The organism is Lysinibacillus sp. NPDC098008 (assembly GCF_044760715.1).
In the GTDB taxonomy this organism is placed as follows: Bacteria; Bacillota; Bacilli; order Bacillales_A; family Planococcaceae; genus Lysinibacillus.
This window is the reverse complement of record NZ_JBIWBA010000005.1, coordinates 42,358-64,062: the sequence shown is the minus strand read 5'-3', so window position 1 is coordinate 64,062 and position 21,705 is coordinate 42,358. Positions and strand designations below refer to the sequence as shown.

General features: G+C 36.3%; 24 protein-coding genes and 1 other annotated feature. Of the genes, 14 read left to right on the top strand and 10 right to left on the bottom strand.

The window, feature by feature from the left end:
• Positions 1–47 precede the first annotated feature (47 nt).
• Both ACIQVU_RS07385 and ACIQVU_RS07380 read right to left on the bottom strand, forming a co-directional pair.
• On the bottom strand, positions 48–1,229 hold the full coding sequence (locus ACIQVU_RS07385) for an ABC transporter permease (RefSeq protein ID WP_340807402.1): 1,182 nt from the start codon (positions 1,227–1,229) through the stop codon (positions 48–50).
• The gene (locus ACIQVU_RS07380) at positions 1,213–1,962 is read right to left on the bottom strand and encodes an ABC transporter ATP-binding protein (RefSeq protein WP_340807403.1); all 750 of its coding nucleotides are present in this window, start codon (positions 1,960–1,962) and stop codon (positions 1,213–1,215) included. The genes ACIQVU_RS07385 and ACIQVU_RS07380 overlap by 17 nt, the downstream gene beginning before the upstream one ends.
• A 213-nt stretch (positions 1,963–2,175) precedes the next feature.
• Here ACIQVU_RS07380 and ACIQVU_RS07375 point away from each other — a divergent pair, with 213 nt between their 5' ends.
• The 6 genes from ACIQVU_RS07375 (at position 2,176) to ACIQVU_RS07350 (ending at position 5,493) form a co-directional block, all read left to right on the top strand.
• On the top strand, positions 2,176–2,589 hold the full coding sequence (locus ACIQVU_RS07375) for an HIT family protein (RefSeq protein WP_340807405.1): 414 nt from the start codon (positions 2,176–2,178) through the stop codon (positions 2,587–2,589).
• A 130-nt stretch (positions 2,590–2,719) separates the two neighbouring features.
• The gene (locus tag ACIQVU_RS07370) at positions 2,720–3,256 is read left to right on the top strand and encodes a tryptophan transporter (RefSeq protein ID WP_340807407.1); all 537 of its coding nucleotides are present in this window, start codon (positions 2,720–2,722) and stop codon (positions 3,254–3,256) included.
• A gap of 191 nt (positions 3,257–3,447) precedes the next feature.
• A complete protein-coding gene (locus ACIQVU_RS07365; protein WP_340807409.1) occupies positions 3,448–3,843 on the top strand; it encodes a YtxH domain-containing protein in 396 nt (131 codons plus the stop codon).
• A gap of 156 nt (positions 3,844–3,999) precedes the next feature.
• On the top strand, positions 4,000–4,560 hold the full coding sequence (locus tag ACIQVU_RS07360) for an HTH-type transcriptional regulator Hpr (RefSeq protein ID WP_340808618.1): 561 nt from the start codon (positions 4,000–4,002) through the stop codon (positions 4,558–4,560).
• A gap of 131 nt (positions 4,561–4,691) precedes the next feature.
• Positions 4,692–5,237, top strand: coding sequence for a DUF3267 domain-containing protein (locus ACIQVU_RS07355; RefSeq protein ID WP_340807411.1), 546 nt, complete (start codon positions 4,692–4,694; stop codon positions 5,235–5,237).
• Positions 5,238–5,307: 70 nt separating this feature from the next.
• Positions 5,308–5,493 (top strand): hypothetical protein, encoded by a 186-nt coding sequence (locus tag ACIQVU_RS07350; protein WP_340807413.1) that lies wholly within the window; start codon positions 5,308–5,310, stop codon positions 5,491–5,493.
• A 148-nt stretch (positions 5,494–5,641) separates the two neighbouring features.
• Here ACIQVU_RS07350 and ACIQVU_RS07345 read toward each other — a convergent pair whose 3' ends face one another.
• Positions 5,642–5,746, bottom strand: coding sequence for a YjcZ family sporulation protein (locus tag ACIQVU_RS07345; RefSeq protein WP_004230765.1), 105 nt, complete (start codon positions 5,744–5,746; stop codon positions 5,642–5,644).
• Between the two features lie 143 nt (positions 5,747–5,889).
• Here ACIQVU_RS07345 and ACIQVU_RS07340 point away from each other — a divergent pair, with 143 nt between their 5' ends.
• Entirely contained in the window at positions 5,890–6,864 is a 975-nt protein-coding gene (locus tag ACIQVU_RS07340; RefSeq protein WP_340807420.1) for a peptidylprolyl isomerase, read from the top strand.
• A 64-nt stretch (positions 6,865–6,928) separates the two neighbouring features.
• On the opposite strand, the gene ACIQVU_RS07335 is transcribed toward ACIQVU_RS07340, so the two are convergent.
• From ACIQVU_RS07335 to ACIQVU_RS07325, 3 genes are all read right to left on the bottom strand, one after another.
• Positions 6,929–8,233 carry a methyl-accepting chemotaxis protein gene (locus ACIQVU_RS07335; protein ID WP_340807421.1) on the bottom strand — a complete coding sequence of 435 codons (1,305 nt, stop codon included), beginning with the start codon at positions 8,231–8,233 and terminating at the stop codon, positions 6,929–6,931.
• A gap of 171 nt (positions 8,234–8,404) precedes the next feature.
• Positions 8,405–8,794: a DeoR/GlpR family DNA-binding transcription regulator gene (locus tag ACIQVU_RS07330; RefSeq protein WP_340807422.1), complete on the bottom strand. Its 390-nt coding sequence runs from the start codon at positions 8,792–8,794 to the stop codon at positions 8,405–8,407.
• Positions 8,679–9,182, bottom strand: coding sequence for a DeoR/GlpR family DNA-binding transcription regulator (locus ACIQVU_RS07325; protein ID WP_340807424.1), 504 nt, complete (start codon positions 9,180–9,182; stop codon positions 8,679–8,681). The genes ACIQVU_RS07330 and ACIQVU_RS07325 overlap by 116 nt, the downstream gene beginning before the upstream one ends.
• Before the next feature lie 156 nt (positions 9,183–9,338).
• Here ACIQVU_RS07325 and ACIQVU_RS07320 point away from each other — a divergent pair, with 156 nt between their 5' ends.
• Together ACIQVU_RS07320 and ACIQVU_RS07315 are read left to right on the top strand one after the other, a co-directional pair.
• Positions 9,339–9,521 (top strand): hypothetical protein, encoded by a 183-nt coding sequence (locus ACIQVU_RS07320; protein ID WP_340807425.1) that lies wholly within the window; start codon positions 9,339–9,341, stop codon positions 9,519–9,521.
• Positions 9,518–10,219, top strand: coding sequence for an HAD family hydrolase (locus tag ACIQVU_RS07315; RefSeq protein ID WP_402894606.1), 702 nt, complete (start codon positions 9,518–9,520; stop codon positions 10,217–10,219). Before ACIQVU_RS07320 ends, ACIQVU_RS07315 begins: the two co-directional genes overlap by 4 nt.
• 94 nt (positions 10,220–10,313) lie before the next feature.
• On the opposite strand, the gene yhaM is transcribed toward ACIQVU_RS07315, so the two are convergent.
• Genes yhaM through ACIQVU_RS07300 form a run of 3 tightly spaced genes read right to left on the bottom strand, consistent with a single transcriptional unit; the run spans position 10,314 to position 15,354 of the window.
• Positions 10,314–11,249, bottom strand: a complete 936-nt coding sequence (gene yhaM, locus ACIQVU_RS07310; RefSeq protein ID WP_340807427.1) for a 3'-5' exoribonuclease YhaM — start codon at positions 11,247–11,249, stop codon at positions 10,314–10,316.
• On the bottom strand, positions 11,246–14,134 hold the full coding sequence (locus ACIQVU_RS07305) for an ATP-binding protein (RefSeq protein ID WP_402894603.1): 2,889 nt from the start codon (positions 14,132–14,134) through the stop codon (positions 11,246–11,248). The genes yhaM and ACIQVU_RS07305 overlap by 4 nt, the downstream gene beginning before the upstream one ends.
• 5 nt (positions 14,135–14,139) lie before the next feature.
• Positions 14,140–15,354, bottom strand: a complete 1,215-nt coding sequence (locus tag ACIQVU_RS07300; RefSeq protein WP_340807430.1) for a metallophosphoesterase family protein — start codon at positions 15,352–15,354, stop codon at positions 14,140–14,142.
• Positions 15,355–15,609: 255 nt separating this feature from the next.
• Between ACIQVU_RS07300 and ACIQVU_RS07295 the strand changes: the two genes are divergently transcribed.
• Complete coding sequence (locus tag ACIQVU_RS07295; RefSeq protein ID WP_340807432.1) at positions 15,610–15,795, top strand: YhzD family protein; 186 nt, start codon at positions 15,610–15,612, stop codon at positions 15,793–15,795.
• Positions 15,796–15,845: 50 nt separating this feature from the next.
• On the opposite strand, the gene ACIQVU_RS07290 is transcribed toward ACIQVU_RS07295, so the two are convergent.
• Positions 15,846–16,628: an enoyl-CoA hydratase gene (locus ACIQVU_RS07290; RefSeq protein ID WP_402894599.1), complete on the bottom strand. Its 783-nt coding sequence runs from the start codon at positions 16,626–16,628 to the stop codon at positions 15,846–15,848.
• Between the two features lie 140 nt (positions 16,629–16,768).
• Here ACIQVU_RS07290 and trhO point away from each other — a divergent pair, with 140 nt between their 5' ends.
• The 4 genes from trhO (at position 16,769) to ACIQVU_RS07270 (ending at position 21,685) form a co-directional block, all read left to right on the top strand.
• Positions 16,769–17,740, top strand: coding sequence for an oxygen-dependent tRNA uridine(34) hydroxylase TrhO (trhO, locus tag ACIQVU_RS07285; RefSeq protein WP_340807434.1), 972 nt, complete (start codon positions 16,769–16,771; stop codon positions 17,738–17,740).
• Positions 17,741–18,165: 425 nt separating this feature from the next.
• Positions 18,166–18,409, top strand: a binding site (T-box leader).
• Positions 18,410–18,563: 154 nt separating this feature from the next.
• Entirely contained in the window at positions 18,564–20,171 is a 1,608-nt protein-coding gene (serA, locus tag ACIQVU_RS07280) for a phosphoglycerate dehydrogenase (RefSeq protein ID WP_340807436.1), read from the top strand.
• A 109-nt stretch (positions 20,172–20,280) separates the two neighbouring features.
• Positions 20,281–20,775 (top strand): RNA polymerase sigma factor, encoded by a 495-nt coding sequence (locus ACIQVU_RS07275; RefSeq protein WP_402894595.1) that lies wholly within the window; start codon positions 20,281–20,283, stop codon positions 20,773–20,775.
• Positions 20,765–21,685: a hypothetical protein gene (locus tag ACIQVU_RS07270; protein WP_402894592.1), complete on the top strand. Its 921-nt coding sequence runs from the start codon at positions 20,765–20,767 to the stop codon at positions 21,683–21,685. The genes ACIQVU_RS07275 and ACIQVU_RS07270 overlap by 11 nt, the downstream gene beginning before the upstream one ends.
• Positions 21,686–21,705 lie beyond the last annotated feature (20 nt).

The window sequence follows — 21,705 nt, the reverse complement described above, 5'->3', positions numbered from 1 at the left end:
ATTAACAGCGAGGATGAAGAACGCTTATTAATTGAAGTTTGACGTTATTATTTAGAAAGCTTTGCTGTTAATTCACTAATTACGATTATGATTGCTATGACAATATAAAACATTGGCTGGGCAATAGCACATAAGCCAACAATAACGGCTTGTATTATCATCGCTAGCCGTACAATTTGCCTTACAGCAATTTGACGAGCATTATCTGGCAATGGATATAGCATGTCCATACGGAATTCACCGCTTGACAGCAATGCTTGCTTTAATTGAATGGTTGTGGCAAAGCTTAATGCGCCTGCAACAATCCATGTTACAACAGGAATATCTACAAAGGCTGCAATAATAGCTGCAATCGCTGTCAGACGAAGCCATAAATAGAAATGGTCATCTGTACGGACAAAGGTACGAAATACTAAATATTTTTGAGCGTTATCTTTACCATATGGAATAAATTTGTATAACCAATCAAGCCAGCTACGACGACGAATACTACCACGTAGATGCGGCACATCCGTAAAATAATTAGCAAAGCGGTAAAAGCTCATCATCCGATTTTGCTCAAGCTTGACAAAATGCTCATACGGCACAGGCTCACCGCTAGACTTTTTGCGAAAAACGATCATATAAATAATGCTAATCACTGTTGCAACAATAGCTAATAGTAGCTGCCCCTGAAGAGCCATATAGATAGCTGCAATAAATATAACCGCTCGAATTAATCTGTCCACCCAAACAAGTTGTCCACGCTCACTATAACGATAGCTAAATTCACCTTGTACACTTATATACTTTAGGACAACTACAAGTAAAAATATCAACCAAATATTTGCCGTTGTTAAAGCTGTCACTGCCTTTAATAATGGAATACTCACAATATAGACAATCGCTACAATCCATACTTGAGAAAAAAATGTCCATGTTAGAGCTTTGCTAAAATACTGTGGCATTTTAGACTCCAATGGCAGGAGGTATACTTGGTCTGGCTCTCTTAAGAGCGTAGTAGGACGACTAAAAATCAATAATAACCCAATAATAATGGCTATTACGATTTCTGCTGGAAAATCTGTTTGCACCACTTTCAACCATTCGCTATATTGGTAGCCTCCCGCTCCAATCAAAAAGACAAGTACAATGGCAATATGCCCTGTAAAAATAAATTGCATATATTTCTGTACTTCCCCTATGTAGTGCATAAAGCGAGAAGACCATACATCACGCAAGTTCTTCATGGTCCCGCTCCTTTGTCATTGCAATATATAGGTCATCTAATGTGGCATTTGGCATCGCGAAGGCTTGACGTAAATCTGCCATTGTTCCCTGTGCTCGCACACTTCCTTCATGCAATAAAATAATTCGATCACAATGCTTTTCAGCAGTCGATAAAATATGCGTAGACATTAATATCGAGGCACCCTCTTTTTTCTTTTCATCCATTTGATCTAATAATGATTGAATCCCAAGTGGGTCTAGCCCGACAAATGGCTCATCAATAATATAAAGACTAGGATTCACTAAAAAGGCACACATAATCATGACCTTTTGTCGCATTCCCTTTGAAAAATGGGATGGAAACCAATTTAATCTTTTTTCCATTCGAAATTCCTTTAATAAGGTAGCTGAGCGGGCATCAAGCGTAGCCTTATCCATGCCGTAAGCCATTGCTGTTAATTCTAAGTGTTCTCTTAATGTCAGCTCATCATACAGTACAGGGGTTTCAGGAATGTAGGAAAAGGCTGTTCGATACTTGTCAGTATCCTCCTTTAACGTGACACCATTTAACCGAATATTCCCTTCCTTTGGCAACATCGTGCCGATAATATGTTTAATCGTTGTACTTTTACCAGCACCATTCAAGCCGATTAAGCCAACAAGCTCTCCCTTTTCAATTGTAAAAGATAAATCTTTAATAACAGGTTTTCTCGTATAGCCACCCGTCACATGTTGTACCTCTAATACCGGCATACCCTCACTCCTCTTCTTGTTTTATCCCGTATTAACAGGCTATAAGACCCCCACTTCAAACTAGTTAGCAGAAACGAAATGTTTAAGTAGGGAGCCAACAGCCTGTAAAAACCCGATTGGTAGTTTCACTTTATATTTTATCAAAAATTAGCAAATGATACAGGTTTGAGTATGTTAGAATATACTTACATATACGATAAGGGGGAGATTCTTATGAGCGATTGCCTATTTTGTAAAATCATTGATGGCTCTATTCCAAGTACAAAAGTTTATGAAGATGACCATGTCTATGCATTTACAGACATTTCACCTGTCGCAAAAGGTCATACATTATTAATTCCAAAGCAGCATTGTCAGGATTTATTTGAAATGCCAGAGGATGTGGCACGTAATTTATATGCTGTCGCACCAAAAATCGCCAATGCCATTAAAGCCGCATTCCAGCCAATTGGCTTAAATACGATTAATAATAATGGTGCAGCAGCCGGACAAACTGTTTTCCATTACCACTTACATTTTATTCCGCGTTATGATGAAAAAGAAGGTCTAGGCTTGATTTGGCAAACACAAAACTATACATCAGAGCAATTAGTAGAAGTGGCGGAAAGCATTAAAGCACACCTTTAAATCACGTTTTTAGCATAATTGTATTGCAATTTTCAAAATTTTAACGTACAATCACAAATAAGTTTCGCTCACGGCTATGAGGGCACGTTAGGAAACAATTAGATTAGTTGAGTTGAGGAGAGATTAGAAAATGAATACGAAAAATTTAGTATTAATGGCACTTTTAGTAGGTGTCGGTGCAGCTCTTTATGTAGTTACACCTGGAATGGTAAATGGCATGAAGCCTGATTTTATGTTAACAATGATGTTTATTGGGATTTTATTATTTCCTACTGTGAAAGAAACATTTTTACTTTCTCTAGCAACAGGGGTACTTTCAGGTTTATTTACAACGTTCCCTGCTGGTCTTGTGCCAAATATTTTAGATAAAGCTGTGACAGGCTTTGTATTTTTAGCTGCTGTATTGCTGCTTAAAAAATTAGCAAATCATCTTGCTGTAGCTACGATTTTAGTTGGATTGGGTACAATTTTATCTGGAACTGTTTTTTTATCCACAGCACTTTTTGTCTTCAATGCCAATGTGGGCGCAACGTTTGCCATGTTATTTGTAGGCGTTGTTCTTCCAGCTGTCGTATTTAACATTGTTGCCTTTGTAGTGATCTATCCAATCGTAACAAAATTAGTAAAGCGTTCTAAATTTGTAACAGCAATTTCTCAAATTTCATAAACAAACAAAAGTAAGAACTTGTAGCAATGGTGCGAAACGCCTGCTACAAGTTCTTTTATGTTAATTTTATCTACCATCAGAAAGCTAATATGTGGTCATTCATCACAATATTAGTTTCTTTTTTATTTTTGTATTCACGGATTTCATGGTTTAATAGTAGGTAATCATGATAAGAAATGAGGTAGACAAATATGAAAGCAAAACCATTTTTACTTGGACTTACAACAGGCATTATTGGCGGCACAGTTGCTGTACTTTTCTCCACACCACAATCAGGACAACAGCTACGTACTTCCTTAAAACAAAATGCAGATCAAACAAAGGGAATGCTCTTGGATGTAAAACAACAGGTAGGCACTGTTAAACAATCTGTCAATTCACTAACAAATGAAGTTAAAAATAATATTCCTCTAATAATAAATGATTTAAAACAAACTATTACTACTTTTACAGAGGAAATTGAGCCAAATAAAAATAATTTACAACAAGAAATAGAAGCATTACAGAATTCAATAAGCGAAATCGAGAAAAACATCGCACAAATCATAAAAAGCAAAGAAAAATCTCAAGAAAAAATCAACGACTAAAGACCCTTTAAATTGAATATAATTCTATATTTTTATTAAATTAAATTGTAATAATGTTATTTTTTAACCACTTTTAATTTTTTAATTTTTCGAACTTTAAACTTTTTTCCTTTACTGCTATAATATTTTTAAAAATGTGAAAGAAAGCAGTAGGTGATGGCTTTGTCAGAGGAATTATACACACAAAAAGAAGCGATGCTTTATAGTCAAAGAATCGCGCAATTATCAAAAGCTCTATGGAAAGCGGTTGAAAAAGATTGGCAGCAATGGATTAAACCCTATGACTTAAATATTAATGAACATCATATCTTATGGATTTCTTACCATTTAAAAGGGGCTTCTATTTCAGATGTAGCAAAATTTGGCGTGATGCATGTTTCAACAGCGTTTAACTTCTCTAAAAAATTAGAGGAGCGTGGACTCCTTAAATTTTCAAAGCGAGATGACGATAAGCGTAATACGTATGTTGAGCTAACAGATGCTGGCACAGACCTAATAATCGAAATGAATAAAAACTATCATAATACGTATCATTCTGTACTGGAAGGGTCACTGGCATTAAAGGACCTATATGGTCGTTTCCCAGACTTTTTAGATGTAATGGCTGTTATTCGTAATATTTATGGTGAGGATTTCATCGATATTTTCGAACGCTCCTTCCAACATTTCCGTGATTCCTTTGACACGCTTGAACAACGTACACCTGTAAAAGGATAAGATGAAGCTTCACTTATAAAAAAGGAGGTATTTCAGAAATATTTCTGAAACGCCTCCTTTTTCTTGCATTCTAACATTATTCACTTTACAGTAAATAGGACACTTCCTATTTTCGGAGTTGATAATAAACGATGCATTGTTGGAAAATTTTAAACTTAGAACATCATTACGGCACTACGCGTATTATTATAATGAGCGTTATCACGTTTCTGCTGGTCTTTTGCACTTCTTATGTAACCTTTAATTTATTCAATGAGGAGCATTATACAGATCATTTATTTTGGCTCTTTGTAATAGCTGTTATTATATTGTATCCGATTCATAAATTTTTACATTTTCTTGCACTATATGATTTACGACAGCATTTAAAGTTGCGTGTACGTGCTCAATTTTATATTATTCCTGTATTGCATATGCGTATTCGTGAGCCATTAGCAAAAAATCGTTATATTTTAGCATTATTAACGCCCTTTATTGTGCTTAATACAAGTATTTTATTGGGTACACTGCTTTTACCGCAATATACACATTATGGTACGTTACTATTTGCTTATCATTGTAGTTTATGTTTAATTGACATTCTTTACGTGAAATATTTACTACATTCACCAAAAAATTCACAAATAGAGGAAACGCCTAAGGGCTATGAAATTTTAGTGCCACCAACGGTTCACTAAATTACTTGTACTTGTGTTTTGATGACGTTCTTTGTTATGCTATTACTATTGAAAGAGGGGAGGAATAGACTTGCTATTAATGATTGTAGTTCTATTCTCGGTATTCTATTTATTTCAAATAAACCGCATGACATATACGCTATGTGTGCGACGTGAAATTCCCGAAGAAAACCAACCAAAAGTATTCCGAACGATCAATATACTTATTACGATTTTACTTGTTTCATTCTATATTGAAGTTTTATACGCTGTATAATGACAACCAAAAAGACATTCGCACCAATCATACGTATAACAATAAGTTGAGCCCCCATGCAACAACTTAGTATTCTTCGTATGCAATGCAAATGTCTGACAAGAAAAGCTAAGAGCCTTACACTCTTAGCTTTTCGCCATTTTATTAATTAGTATAGGAACGCTGCACCAACGATAATTAATAAAATAAATAACACAACTAATAAAGCAAAGCCTGAGCCGTAGCCACCGCCACCGTATCCTCCGTTGCCCATAACTTCACCCCCTTTCTTTTCTATATCCTATGCGCTTTGAATTTTGAAATATGGGCAATACTCAAGGGGGAACCATTTTGTTTTTAAATCGTTTATGTTATAGTAAAAAATGGACGAAACCATGTTAGGAGAGAATATCCATTATGAAAAAGACAGTTTTATCTTTAACATTAGCTGCTTCTGTTTTAGCGCTTGGCGCATGTAGCGGAGGAGATGATAAGGCACTTGTTACTTCTAAAGTAGGCGATATTTCAGTAGCTGATTTTAATGAAAAAGCAAAATCGTTAACAGGCTCATATGTTGTACAACAAATGCTAACTGAAAAAGTATTAGCTGATAAATATGAAGTAACAGATAAAGAAGTACAAGAAGCATATGATATGACAGCTGCGCAAATTGGCGACAATTTCGAACAAGCACTTGTGGAGAGTGGCTTAACAGAAGAAGGCTTTAAAGATTCTTTACGTGTACAGCTTCTGCAAGAAAAAGCTATAAAGGATTCATTTGATACAAAAAAATATTATGAGCAAATGAAAACCGAGCTAAACGGTCGTCATATTTTAGTAGCAGATGAAGCAACAGCAAAAGAAGTGATTGAAAAAATTAAAGGCGGCGCTAAATTTGCGGATGTAGCGAAAGAATATTCAACAGATACAAGCTCTGCTGAAAAAGGTGGCGAGCTTGGCTGGTTCTCTGTTGGGGCAATGGTCGATGAATTTAATGATGCTGCATATGCACTTGAATTAAATACATTAAGCGAGCCTGTTCAATCAGACTTTGGCTATCATATTATTGAAATTACGGACAAGCGTGATGTAGAAGGTATTGGCTCATTTGAAGATGAAGAAGAAAATATTATTAATACGATGTTTGCCAAATTAAAGCAAACAGGTACTGACCAAATCGTTGCTAAAGATATTGTGGCAAAATTAGCAAAAGATATGGATATAAAAACATCTGATAAAGAATTAGAAGAATCACTAAAATTCTTTACAACAACAAGTGAAGAGCAAGCAAAAGCGGCTGAAGAAGCAGCAAAGAAAGCTGAAGAAAAAGCTGCTAAAGAAGAAGCTGACAATAAAGACAAAGCAGAAGATACTGACAAAGAAGCTGAGTAATCAGGATAACTATACTATCAACAAAAGGGAGCATCCGAAATAACGAGATGCTCCCTTTCCTTTTCTACTTCACTTTAAATTGGCTGATTTCCGCTTGTAAGTCATTTGACATTGTTTGAAGAACATTTGCTGAGCTTGCAATTTCCTCATTTGACGCAGTTTGTTGCTCTATTGATACAGCAATATGCTGTAAACCTGAGGATGTGTCGTTCGCAATTTCTACAATCTCTTTTACGGCATCACCTGTTTGGCTTGCCTTGTCATTGACACGCAAGACAATATTTGTTACTTCATTTGTACGAAGACTAATCTGCTGCACATAATCTACAATATTTTTAAAAGCATCGCCTGTCTGTTCAACGGATTCTCGACCTTCATCTACAAATTTTGTACCACTATTAATAGCATTAACAGCACCTGATGTTTGGTTTAAAATATCGTCCACTAATGTTCGAATATTATCGGCAGCCTTTCCTGATTCCTCCGCTAGCTTTCTAACTTCATCCGCAACAACTGCAAAGCCTTTTCCTGCTTCTCCTGCTCGTGCCGCTTCAATGGATGCATTCAATGCAAGTAAATTTGTTTGATCTGTAATGCTTGTAATTAACGCGACAATCGTACTGATTTCCTTTGATTTTTCACCTAAAGCATTAACAACCTCTGTTGATTGGTGAACAGAGTCATTAATTGTATTCATCTTGTCAATGGTCTGTTCAATTAACTGTAATCCTAAATCAGCCTTTTGGTTCGTTTCATTCGCTATATCTGCAACTGCCTGTACAGCAGATGAGGCATGGTCCATATCTTTAATAATTAAATCAGCAGAACCAGATAATAAATCTAATTGCCTTAATTGTCCTTCTGCACTGGAGGCAATGCTTCCAATAGCGTCAGAAATCGTTTCCACTGTCTTACTACTTTGCTCTGTAATAGCTGTAAATTCCTTTGTATACTCCGAAACATCTGTAGATGCTTTATTTGCCTTCTCAATAACTGTACCGATTTGTGTTAGCATATGATTAAATTCAGTTGATAATTGCCCAATCTCATCTTTGAATTTATCATCAATACGTACTGTTAAATCGCCATTAGCAGCCTTTGTCATTGCCTTTAGCACACAGTTAATACGCTTTAACACAATATATCTTGTACATAATGAAATAATAACTGTCCCAATGAATAATGAAATAAATGTATTGATAGCAACACCTGCGCTACCATTTAATGCAACTACTTTTTCAACTTGATGGCTAATAAATTCTGAAACATATGAGCTAATAAATAAGCTTATTCCTATAGCCAGTATCATTTTAAAAATTAAGCTTTTCCAAAATTTAATTTTCTGCGAAAAAAGTACCTCTTTCTCCATTGTTTTTCCCCATTCTTATGTATTTCTTCTTATATTCTAAAATAAATACTAGCATTGGTACAATGGATAGCCTCTAAAACTTTCTAGTTATATATTTCAACCTATAAAAACCATACTTTAATAGCAATTAGGAAATAAAATAATTACACTTATTAACAATTTTTACTAACTTTATATTGTATGTTCTTTTGTATAAATCATTACACTCGCCTCTTCAAAGGTGTTCACTATTTCCTCTGGTATTTTACAATCTGTAATAATGCCATCCACAATTGTAACTGCACCAATTTTAAAAATAGCTGTTTTATAAAATTTAGTGTGATCTATCACAGCAAATGTTGTTGTGGCATTCTTTAGCAGCGCCTGCTTTACAGCTAACTCATCTAAACCATAATCTAGAAAGCCTTTTTCTACGGATACACCGCTGGCACTCATAAAAAATGTATCAATATGAAATTTTTCCACAAAGGCTACAGCTTCTTGCCCCTCTAGACAAAGCTCCGAGTTTTTTAATTTCCCCCCCAGGTAAAAATACCGAAAAATTAGGGTTTTGTGCTGCAATAGTTGCAATGGTTAAACAATTTGTAACGATGGATAGCTGCTGAAATGCTGTCACTAAATATTTCATTATCTCTGTATTAGTTGTGCTAACATCTAGCGCAATGCAATCGCCTTCTTCTACAAATGTTGCAGCGACCTTTGCAATTTCTGCTTTCCATTCCCTATGAATCGTTTCATGCACAATAAAATTTGTTTCTTTAATATTACGCTTTTTTAAAATTGCCCCCCCATGTACACGCCTTACCTCCCCTGCCGCTTCAAGGTATTCTAAATCTTTTCGAATGGTTTCAGGTGTTACAGCAAGCAACTCGCTTAATTCAGTTACTCGCACTGTCGCATTGGTATTTAACGCCTGGCGTATTTTTTCGATACGTTCATCTCGCAGCATATAAAGTCCTCTTTCTTTTTTTCTTTATTATATTTTTTTGTTTTACTTTGTAAAATCAAAATTACAATTTATTAAAATGTGCTTAAAAAAGTATCTCTATAATAAAAAAACGAATAAAACAAAATAAAAACAAATAAAAACGAAAGGCAGGATGTCGTGACTTCCATCAAAATTGAAATGAATCATTTATCGAAAGGCTATAACGATGTAGATAAACCAATTATTAAGGACCTTAATATGGAAATTAAGGAGGGTGAAGTTCAGCAAATTGGTACACCTGAGCAAATTTATCGTAAACCATTGGGGAGAAATTCTAAAACAACTAGAGGTGACGGATGATTAAAGGGATTTTATTTGATAAAGATGGCACATTAATTGAGTTTAATAGTCTATGGATTAATCTAACCAAAAAAATTGTACATGACATTATTAAGCAATATAATATTGATGAGAAAAATACTATCCCAATGCTGGAGGTTCTTGGTATTCAAGCTAACGATACGCTTGTGAGTAATAGTTTAATTGCGAGTGAAACTTTATACGATTCAGCGCAGGCTTTAGCTCCATTTATAAATGAAAGCACTGAAACGCTATATAAATTATTAGATGAAATGTATTATGTAGGTACATGTCAACATCCAGATGCAATTAAGCCTATAGGAGATGTAAAAAAATTATTTCAAGAATTGCATAATAAAAATATTCGCGTTGGGATTGTTACTGCTGATCAGTACAACGTCACAGCATTTACACTTCAGCATTTAGGGCTGATGCCTTATGTGGATTTTATTGCAACAGCTGATACGTATCCTAAAAAACCTTCTCCAGAGGCTTTACATGCATTTTGTAATAAATTTAACCTTCAACAAAGCGATGTTATTCATATTGGTGATACAAAAGTAGATATGTTATTTGGGCAAAATACTAAACAGCCTGTAGGTGTATTATCTGGTACGTCAGATTTAGCTACACTACAGCAATATTCAACAACTGTTTTACCAACAATTCATGATATAGTTCATCACTTCCGCTTATAGTTTCATATCTTAATTAAGCAATTAATAAACGCTCCCTTTTCTGTTGGAATGGGAGCGTTTATTTCTATTGTATTCAGTTATTGCAAGCTGCCTGCTAAATTGTTGGCTTATAGAAGGAGCGGTTATCGAGTGGGAATAGTCGCTCTGTAAATTCGCCTGGTGTTGTTTTTCCTAATGCTCTTGTTAGCATATTCATCTTCGCATCAATATTATCAATATAATGTAAGATTTCTGCTTCCTGTAGCATTGGCTTTTTCGGGCTACCCCATTCTTCCTTCCCATGATGAGATAATACCATATGTTGTAGTAGCATTACCTCTTCACCTTCAATATCTAGCTCGCTAGCAATTTTCGCAATTTCATTGACCATAATCGTAATATGACCTAATAAATTGCCTTCTACTGTATACATTGTAGCTACTGGCCCTGATAATTCAATGACTTTACCAATATCATGTAAAATAATACCTGCATATAATAAATCACGGTTTAATGTTGGATATAAATCTGCAATTGCTTTGCCAAGTCGTAGCATAGACACCATATGATCTAATAGACCTGATGCATAGTCATGATGGTTTTTAGTGGCAGCAGGAAACACTAAAATAGCCTCCTGATGCTTTTTAATTGTCGCTCTTGTAATACGTGAAATATTTGGATTTTTAATGTCAAAGAAAAATTGTGTTAATTCTTCATACAGCTGTTCTTTTGGCGTTGCAGAGGATGGCACTAAATCATGAATCGCAATACCTTCTTCTGGCTTTGCAACACGAATTGACTTAATACGCAATTGATTTTTCCCTCGATAGTCATGTATTTCTCCACCAACACGGACAATCGCTTCCGCATGATACATTTTTTCATGCTCTTCATTTGTATCCCATAGCTTTGCCTCAATATCGCCACTTTTATCTTGTAAGATAAGCGACATAAATGGCTTTCCAACTGTTGTAATTCCTTTTGTCGCTTGTTTAATTAGTAAATATTGGTCAACCGGCTCTCCTACTTGAAGTGTTGTAATGCCTTTCATGTCGACGCCACTCCCCTTTCATTTGCTAGCGCTGCTATATCAACAATTTGCTCTTTTTGCCAATGTGTAAGCATTGCATCATGGCAAGTAAAATATAAAATTTGACGTTCATATCCTACTTCTTTCATTAATTGTACCATTTTGTTTGTACGGTTTCGATCAAAATGGACAAATGGATCATCCATTATCAGTGGAAATGGCGCAGAAGCTGCCAATGTTTGTGCAAGTGCCATACGCAATGCAATATAGGCTTGCTCCTTTGTTGCCTGTGATAATTCAACCATTTGATAGCGTAATCCAGCCATATCTTGTGCCATAAAGTAACCTTCATCATTAATGGATAGCTTTTCATAACGCCCATCTGTTAATAAGCAGAATATCTTATTGACCTTTGTTAAAACATGTGGTAGTTTTTCCTCTCGAAGACGGAATAACGTTTCATGGATAGCTGTCGCCACAGCCTTTTTGGATGCCCATTGCTCCACAAGCTGCTGTAGCTGTGCTTTCTCTTGCTCAAATTGTTGAAGTAATTGTCCATAATTTTGATCATTTAATAGTTGGTCTTTTTGAATTTGTAATGTTGCACGTTGCTCAAGGCATTGATCAATTTCCTGTTGCACTAAGCTTTGCTTCTGCTCTAACACAAGCATCTCTTCCTCAACAGATGCCTCTTCTAGACCTTGTTGAGTTATAAGATTCAGTGATGCTAACTGATCTTGGATTGCTTGAAGCTCTGCTGTAATTTTTTTCTGTTGTTCAAATTGCTCATGTATCTCATAATACGCTTGCTCGTGTTGAGCATTTGCAGCATTAAATAGCTGGCTAATATTAGCTGTATAGCTCTCAATGCGCGACTGCACACCGTCCATCGTAACACTAAGACTAGCTAATTGTTCTGTTGTTTGCTGTGCTTGCTGCTGATTTTGCTGTGCTTCTAGATAGGCTGTACGTAAATACATATATATTTCTTGCTCATTATACACCCCATCTACAATCCGCTGTAGCCGTTGATAAAGTACCTGCTTTTCTGCCTGTACTGTTTGTAATAGATGATGCGTACTAGCCTTTTTAGTTGCTAGCTCCTGCACACTACGAATACGTGTAAATAATTCAGGCATTAATGTTGTAGCTATAGTGCCTTGTAATCGATAACGCTTTAAAAATTGTTGCAAGGCTTGTATGGCTTCCTCGCTTACTATTTCAGCCTGCTGAATTTTATATTCAAGTTGAGCATAGCGCTGTTCTTTTTCCTTTTGCTGTTCATTTACATGTAGCCAACGCTCCTCAAGCTGTTGCTTCTTTAGTAGCACTGTTTGCACATTTGCTTCTTCTTGCTCTAATTTGCGTATAAGCTGGCTTTGTTCCTTACTTGGCGTCTTATAGGCTTGTCTACTATATTTTATAAACACTAGTATAATGACTGATAAAACTGCTCCAATAACCATTACCGCTATATTTTTTTCCAGCACACCATAGACAAACGATAAAAGCCCAACCATACATACAAGCCATATCACATAATGAGGCTGCTGTTGTTTGGCACGCTGCCATTTTTCAGCACGTAATTGCTCAAGCTGCCGTTTACGTTGTGGCCACTGTGCTAAAATATGTTCTTCCTCCTGTGTTAATGACTCTTGCTTTAGTTGTTGCTGTTGCTTTGCAATAGCATCTAAATCTATATGAACCTGTTCCATTGAACGCTCATAAAACTGAAGCTCTATCTTTGCCTCCTCTAGCATGCTTAATTGCTGCTGAAATTGCTCTTCTTGCTGTAAGGAAACTGTTTCGCCAAGAACAATTTCCTGTGCCTCTTGTTCCTGCACACCTAATAAACGAAATTGCCCTTCAATTTCTTGCTCCAACAAATAAAGACTATCTTGTAAATTTTGCTCTTTTACCATTAGCTGATGCCATGTTGCCTCTTGCTGTAGAAGAAAAGCCATTTCATTTAGCGTTTGTTCATCTAGTGTAGCAAGTATGTTATTTTCTAATGCTTGATATTGCTCCTGCAATTGCTTTAGCTTTTGATTTTCGTGTAATAGACGGTCTTTTAGCTGCTCATAGCGTCTAATGCCTTCTGCTGGAAACTGTATATGCTCATACTTTGTCAATGTTTGCTGCAATATCTGTTGTTGCTTCAGAAGCGGCAATGCCTGCTTTTGGACGGTGAGCTGCTGCCACTGCTGCTGCTGTAATTTTTGAGTATGATAGAGCTGCTCTAGCCTTTGTTCAAGTATCTGTAATTGCTGTAATTTATCCTCAAATGTTCGAATATTGCCTTGCTCCTGCTTAATTGTTCGTTCAAGTTGCTTTAACTGTGCAATTTTTTGGTTTATCACTGGCACTTTACCTGTTTTTTTAAAGAGCTCACCAGCTTCTTTTTCCATTCTCTTTTCAAGAGCAGATAAATGCTGAATACCTGTCGTTCCTGAGGCAAGCAATAAATGCGTGAGCTCTTCCTCTGACATTTTTTCAATCCCTTGTAGCTCATGTAATGAAAAAGAAAAGATGGATTCAAAGGATGCTTTGGAATAACCATATAATAACTTTGCTAATAATTCTTCTTGTCCAGTTGTACCATCCTCCAAATAAACTGTCACATCTCCTATTGCCTTGCCTTTCACACGTTCAATTGTGCATTGACCATACAATGGATGCGCTACTATCAATTGACCACCGTATTTTGTTGAAATTTTCGGCTCATATCTGCGCTGTGCTTGCTGTTTTGTTGGAAAGCCAAAGAGGATTTGTAAAATAAATTGCTGAATGGTTGTTTTACCTGCCTCATTCGCGCCATAAAAAATCGTGACACCGTCTTTTAAAGTAATAGTGATATTTTCATGCTTGCCAAAGCCATAAATTTGGATTTTTTGTATTGTCAGCATGTAATTCACACCCTTTGAATTTCTTCTACTAGTAATGCCTGTGCATTGTTCACTAACTGTTTTATATCTTTCTCAGTTAGAGCTTCAATCAGTCTAGCACCACCTGCATATTGGTATAAATCCTTTAAAATATCTTGCCATTCACTACTATCCCATTGCTCCATTAAGCTTATAATGGATTGCGTAGTTGTTGTATGCTTATCTAATGGCGCAGGTTTTTGCAATACCAGTTTTTGAACCCAGCACATCGGCTCTAGCCCTTCCTCAGCCTCTCGAATTGTTTCTAACCATGTATCAACTGTTGCATGCTCAAATAAAGCCTCTGCTTGTTCATCAATCTGTTGTAAGCGTAGCTCTACTACTGATGCACCGTACGTTGTGCGATTAGCAGCAATCACTTCTGCACATTTATTTAATAATTCATTAGCATGTACAATATTTGTACAATCCACCTCTAGCGTGCTATAAACAATCGCAGAAGTAGGCACAAATTCTAGCTCGGCAGTATGTTGTGCTAATGTTACATCATAAAAGCCTTTTATTCCTTGCTCATTGCGATGTCGGCTTTGAATATTGCCTGGATAAACAATTGGTGGCTCTCGATGTAAAAGTTGTCGCTTATGAATATGACCTAAAGCCCAATAATGATAATTTTTTTCAAGCAACTGTTGCTTTGTAAAAGGTGCATACATAGCATGTGATGTGTCGTTTGCCTCGCTGCCATGAAGCATCCCAATATGAATGGTTTGCTGATTCTGTGCAATGGGGTATGTTTCAACCATTGACTGATTAAGATGACGCTCTCCATAGCTAAATCCATAAATATTAACTTGCTGACCACGAATATTCAATTGCACAACCGTTGTTTCGGCCGGTAATTCATAAACATTACTTGGCAAAGCAAAGCGTGTCCATGTCCCATTTAAGTGATCATGATTACCATAGCTAATAATAACAGGAATATTATGTTGAAAAAGCCTTTCCATAGCATCTTGAAATCTTCGCTGTGCTTGCAAGCTACGATTTTCACCATCATAAATATCTCCTACAATTAGTAGAAAATCAGGCTTTTCTTCAATTGCCTTATTAATAATTTTATCAAAGGCTTCAAAGGTGCTTGACCGAATCCTTCTTAAAATATGTTCAGGTAAGCCAAATAAACCTTTAAACGGACTATCTAAATGTAAATCTGCCATATGAAAAAAACGAATTGTTGACATCCAATCACCCCAACTAATTATTGTGTTGTTAGTTGCTATAAGCCTCCAACAAGACAGCTATCCTACGGACCGAATATTTGTTCTATTTTACCATATTTTTTATGTCATGAGAAATGGTATAACTCTAAAAGTGCTTTTGTCTTATTTTTTCCACAATTTTTGTAATTTATCAAAATATTCACTAGTTTTATCGTGAAGTTTAGAAATCTTCTATGTATAATAGAGATATATTTAAGTAAAAGGGTGGGGTTTGTTATGGAGAATTATCGTTTTACAGCTTTTGAAAAAACAGGGGAAACATTATTTGATGAAACATGGACATTTGAAAACGATGAAGAAGCTAAAGTAAATGGACAGCAGCAAATTGAAGAAAAAGGTGTCGCTGATAAAACACATCGCCTTGTCAACTCTTCAGGTAAATTAATTTTGTTCCATGTTTAGTGGCTAGTAAAAGGCACGCAGTAAATTTTGCTACGTGCCTTTTGCTATAGTTATTTTCCAACAAAAGCAGGCGTCCTTTTCTCTACAAATGCCTGGATACCTTCCAGATGGTCAGCCGTTTTACGCATAGCTGATTGCCCTTCTGCCTCCATTGCTAAAATATTTTCTAGCTGTGGTAAATTTTGAGCATGCAGAATTTTTTTCGTTGTAATCATCGAGGAAATAGGTGAAGCAAGCATTTTACCTACAAGCTGATCCGCCATTGCAAATACTGTGCCATCTGGTGCAAGATAATCAATTAATCCTGCTTCTAATGCTTCTTCGGCAGTTAATACTTTCCCTTCCCAAATCATTTGTTTCGCTTTTACAGTACCTACACGTTCCTTCATAAAGAAGTGCCCGCCGCCATCTGGAATAAGCCCTATCCCAATAAAGTTCATTGCTAACTTACTATTTTCACATGCCACAACAATATCTGCCCCTAATGTTAAACTAAAGCCCAATCCTGCCGATGCACCGTGAACTGCTGCAATAACAATCATTGGTAGCTGATAATATGCCTTGACAATACGTGTAAGGTAAGTCATTGCCTCATCAATATCTAGCGGATTGTCTTTATCAAGCATTGCCTTAATATCGCCGCCTGCTGAGAAAACCTTCCCTTCCCCACGAATCACAAGCACCTGTATATCTTGCTCCTGCTGCAATGCCTCAAAGCATTCCGCAAGCTCACGCATCATTACCCCATCCATTGCATTCATCGCTTGTGGTCTGTTCAATGTTAGTGTTGCACGGCGTTCTAATTTTTCTAGTGTGATTGTTGAAAATTCCATCTCCATTACCCCCAAATATGAATAGTCATTCACTATGTAGTATTCGTGTTTTTTTAGAAAACTCCTTCTATCCTACGCAAAATTACGCTTGTTATGCTATATTAAAGGACGAATATTGTTATAAAGGTGGTTTATGTATTTTGACACAAAAAGACTATCGTGTATTGCTTTATTATAAATATGTTACGATTGAAGACCCTGTCGCATTTGCTGAAGAGCATTTAGCGCTTTGTAAAGAAATTGGGCTTCTTGGCCGTATTTTAGTAGGTCATGAAGGAATTAATGGCACGGTTTCAGGTACAATCGCACAAACCGATGCTTATATGAATCATATGCAGGCAGACCCTCGTTTTAGCGATATAATGTGGAAAATTGATGAGGCTGAGGGGCATACATTTAAAAAAATGCATGTACGCCCTCGCCGTGAAATTGTTCATTTAGGCTTAGAGCAGGATATTAATCCATTAGAAATTACAGGTGATTATTTATCACCTAAAGAATTTATGGAGCAAATGCAGGAAGAAGATACTATTATTATTGATGCACGCAATGATTATGAGTATGATTTAGGTCATTTCAAAGGTGCAATACGTCCTGATATTGAAACCTTCCGTGAGTTACCAGCTTGGATGGAAGAGCATAAAGAGGAATTTGCCGATAAAAAGATTTTAACCTATTGCACAGGTGGCATTCGCTGTGAAAAATTCTCAGGCTGGTTAAAACGTGAAGGCTATGGCAAAAGCGTAGGACAATTACATGGGGGTATCGCTACATATGCTAAAGACCCTGAAGTAAAAGGCCAGCTTTGGAATGGACAGATGTTTGTCTTTGACCGTCGTCGAAGTGTACCGATTAATCAAGTAGAGCATGTTATTGTTGGCAAGGATTATTTCACAGGAGAGCCTTCCGAACGCTATATCAACTGTGCAAATCCTGATTGTCATAAGCTCATGCTATGTGAGGAAAAGCATGAGGCCTTTTATATGCGTAGCTGTTCAGATAACTGTCGCCGTGCAGAGCGCAACTTCTTTGTTGATGAAAACGGTTGGACAAAGGAACAAGTAGAGGCTCAAATTGCTAAAATTGCCGAGGCTCAAAACACATCTTGTTGACAGGATATTCTTTTGACAAAGTGATTAATTTCTACAAAATATAATGAAAAAGAGCATCGTTCACCAAGACGATGCTCTTTTACTCTACTATATATTTTTTGTCTAAAATGTGACAACAAAAAATGTTCGTTTTCTCTATTAAAAATATCGAATATTAACATAAAACAACTATTTTCTCCCATTTAATTCCCATATATTTTTTTACTTATAAACTTCCTAAAAGCCTGATATTATCAAACTTTATAAATATTTCGAACGTCATCTTTGTACACCCCAAAAGAACGAACATTAAATCAAATTTTTATAATTAATGTTCGCATATATTTATTTTTCAGACTCTTGAAGTCAATATTTTTAAAGTTTTTTGGAAATATCATTGACAAAGGTGAACAATAGGGATTATGATGTTAACAAATTTAATCACACAAAATATCGTGACGGGGACATACTAGTTGTCAGAAAATCCTCAGAGAGCTGATGGTTGGTGCAAATCAGTGATTTCTACAATAATAGTTCCACCCCTGAATAGATAGGCTGAACAACATTAAGTAAGTCTATCCGTCACATGCACGTTACGCATATAGCTAAGACTGCAAGAATGTCTATTTCTAGCAGTGATTAAGGGTGGTACCGCGAAAACCAATGTTTATTCAGCCTTTCGCCCCTTACAACACATCCCCTGTGTTTGTAAGAGGTGAAGGGCTTTTTTATATTGTTATTGATCTAGAAAGGAGATTGTTTTCATGCTGTAAGATGTTCGAATTTTCTAACTGCTGTAGATCAAAGACCATAATCTATTTTTATATAAAAGGAGCTAATTATCATGACAACTGCTACAAAAACAATTAACGTATTTATCGCTGATCCATTAAGTGAGGATGGTATTTTCCCATTACGTCAAGAGCAAGAATTAAATTTAAACATTATCATAGACACTGGCCTAGCACCAGAAGAATTAATCGCGAAAATTGCTGATGTCGATGTGTTGCTAGTACGCTCTCAAACAACTGTAACACGTGAAGTAATTGAGGCTGCGAAAAACTTAAAATTAATTGGTCGTGCAGGCGTTGGCGTGGATAATATCGACCTTGCTGCTGCAACTGAGCATGGCATTATTGTTGTCAATGCACCAGACGGTAATACAAACTCTGCTGCTGAACATACAATCGCTATGATGACATCTCTTGCTCGCCATATTCCACAAGCTTTTAATACATTAAAGAATGGAAAATGGGATCGCAAATCTTATGTTGGTGTAGAGCTGAAAAATAAAACTTTAGGTGTTGTAGGCTTCGGCCGAATCGGTGTTGAGGTTGCTTATCGTGCAAAAGGTCAACGCATGAATATTATGGCATACGATCCTTTCCTAACAGATGAACGTGCGAAAGAATTAGGTGTCACAAAGGCAACGGTTGAAGAAATTTGTGCAGCTGCAGATTTTATTACTGTACACACACCACTTCTTCCTGAAACACGTAATCTTATTAATAAAGAGAAATTTGCACTAATGAAAAACGGTGTACGCGTTATTAACTGTGCACGTGGCGGCATTATTAATGAGGATGATTTATATGATGCTATTGTTGAAGGTAAAGTAGCGGGCGCTGCTCTTGATGTATTCGTTTCTGAGCCAGCAACAGACCATAAGCTGCTTACTTTACCACAGGTTATTGCAACACCTCACTTAGGTGCATCTACAATTGAAGCACAGGAATCTGTAGCGGTTGATGTATCAAATGATATTATTAAATTTTATAAAACAGGAACTGTTACAAACCCTGTCAATATGCCATCTATTCCAAAAGAATTACTTGCACAAGTTGAGCCTTTCTTTGAACTAGCAGAAAAGCTTGGTTCATTCCTATCTCAAGTGACAACAGAGCCTGTAAAAGAAATTAACTTATCTTATGCTGGTCAAGTAGCGAACTACGATGTCCGCCCATTGACATCAAATGCATTGAAAGGTTTATTATCTAAAAATCATGGTAATCACGTTAATGATGTCAATGCCCGTTACTTATCTGAGCGAATTGGCATTAAAATTAATGAACATAAAACAACAACTGCTAAAGGCTTTACAAGCTTAATTACGATTGAAATTATTACAGCAAATGAAACACATACAGTAGCTGGTACATTATTAAATGGCTTAGGTGCACGTATTGTTAAAGTAGAGGATTATGTTGTAGACGTTATTCCTCAAGGTCACCTGCTTTATATTAAAAATACTGATAAACCAGGTGCAATCGGCCGTGTAGCAACAAAGCTTGCAGAAAAAGAAATCAATATCGCTACAATGCAGGTTGGTCGCGCACAAATTGGTGGAACAGCCGTTATGATGTTGACAGTTGATAATGTAGTAACAGAAGAAGACCTAGCATTTGTTGCACAGCTAGAAAATATTGATGAAGTAAAAGCGATTGACCTATAATATTTTTCATCTACAGCAGGGAGTTCCATACTCTCTGCTGTTTCTTTTTGGCAGCAAAACGATACTTTTTTCATGATTAATCGTCTTTAAGGGAGAGGAGGTGCGCAATTTGAAACTTGAAGAAATATTTTACTTACATAATCAAGCCATTTTTAAATACTTATACTACTTATTAAATGATGAAAAATTAGCTGAGGATTTTACACAGGAGACATTCATTCGTTATTGCAACTACCAGCAAGTCATTAAAGAAGGCGTGGAGCTAGCATGGCTACGACGTACCGCACGTAATATCGCCTATGATTATTACCGTCGGAAAAAGCTGATACAATTTGTTCCCTTTTTACAGCAGTATGAAGAACAAGCATCCCCTACTCCACATCAATGGCTAATGCAACAAGAGGATGCAAAAATGCTCTATCTCGCTATTCGTAAATTAAAAATGACCTATCGCGACGTTATTATTTTACGTAAAATTGAAGGCTTATCCATTGAGGAAACGTGCCATGTTTTAGGCTGGAATGAAGGAAAAGTAAAAAACACATTAAAGCGTGCACTCATTGCATTAAAAAAAGAGCTTGGAGGTGAATTTCATGAAGAATAAGAAGAAGGCATGGCAGCATTTACATAATTTAAAGCTATCGGAACAGCAGCAGCAACGTTTATTCTATCAAATCACAAAAACGACTACAGCAAAAAAACATTTCACTAAAAATAGCTGGAAAATTCTATCCTTGTCATTACTATTTCTCGCAGTGCTTTCAATCCTTCTACTATCCTTTGTTCATGAGCCAATCCATCCGCCAACAACAGTAGATGCCACGAAAACAATAGATAGAGTCTATGTAAAGAAAAATAGCCATAAGGATACCTTTATAGCCAAAGCTTCCTGCCTTTATGTGCCTCAGCAATGCTATACTAATCATAAGACGTTAGTACAGCTAGAAAAGGATTTAGCGAATGCTTCACCTGTTTCCATATCCCCAAGCCCATCAAGTGCTAATTACTATGATGTATTCATTCGTTATGATAATGGAACAGAAGAAAAATGGAAGGTACTGAATAACAATACATTCTGGAATATTGAAACAGAGCAGGCGGTTCAGCTCGATGGACTCTTTTACTCCCTATGGTACTATGATGATGGGAAAAGTTCGATAAAAATTTTAATGGGCAATATTTTTATCTTCCTAGCATCTTTTCTATTATGGATTGCCAAAAAAAGAATGCCTAATACAGAGCGTCGTTTTTTTGCCGCAACCGTTGAGCATGCTATCGCCAATGTGATTATGCTTATATTATTTGGAGGGACTTTACTCTTTATATATCTTTTACAGCATATGGTTCACGCTATGATTATTTACAGCCTTTTTATGCTCTACTCGATTGCACAAATTTACTATCGCAAAAAAGCTGGAGAGCCTCAAGCTTATTTAATCGTCTATGTCCTTATCCAGCTTTGTTTAGCAATCGGCTTTACCTATTTATATGTGGGAATCAGTACCCCTTTTTAACACTTACAAACAAGGAGAGC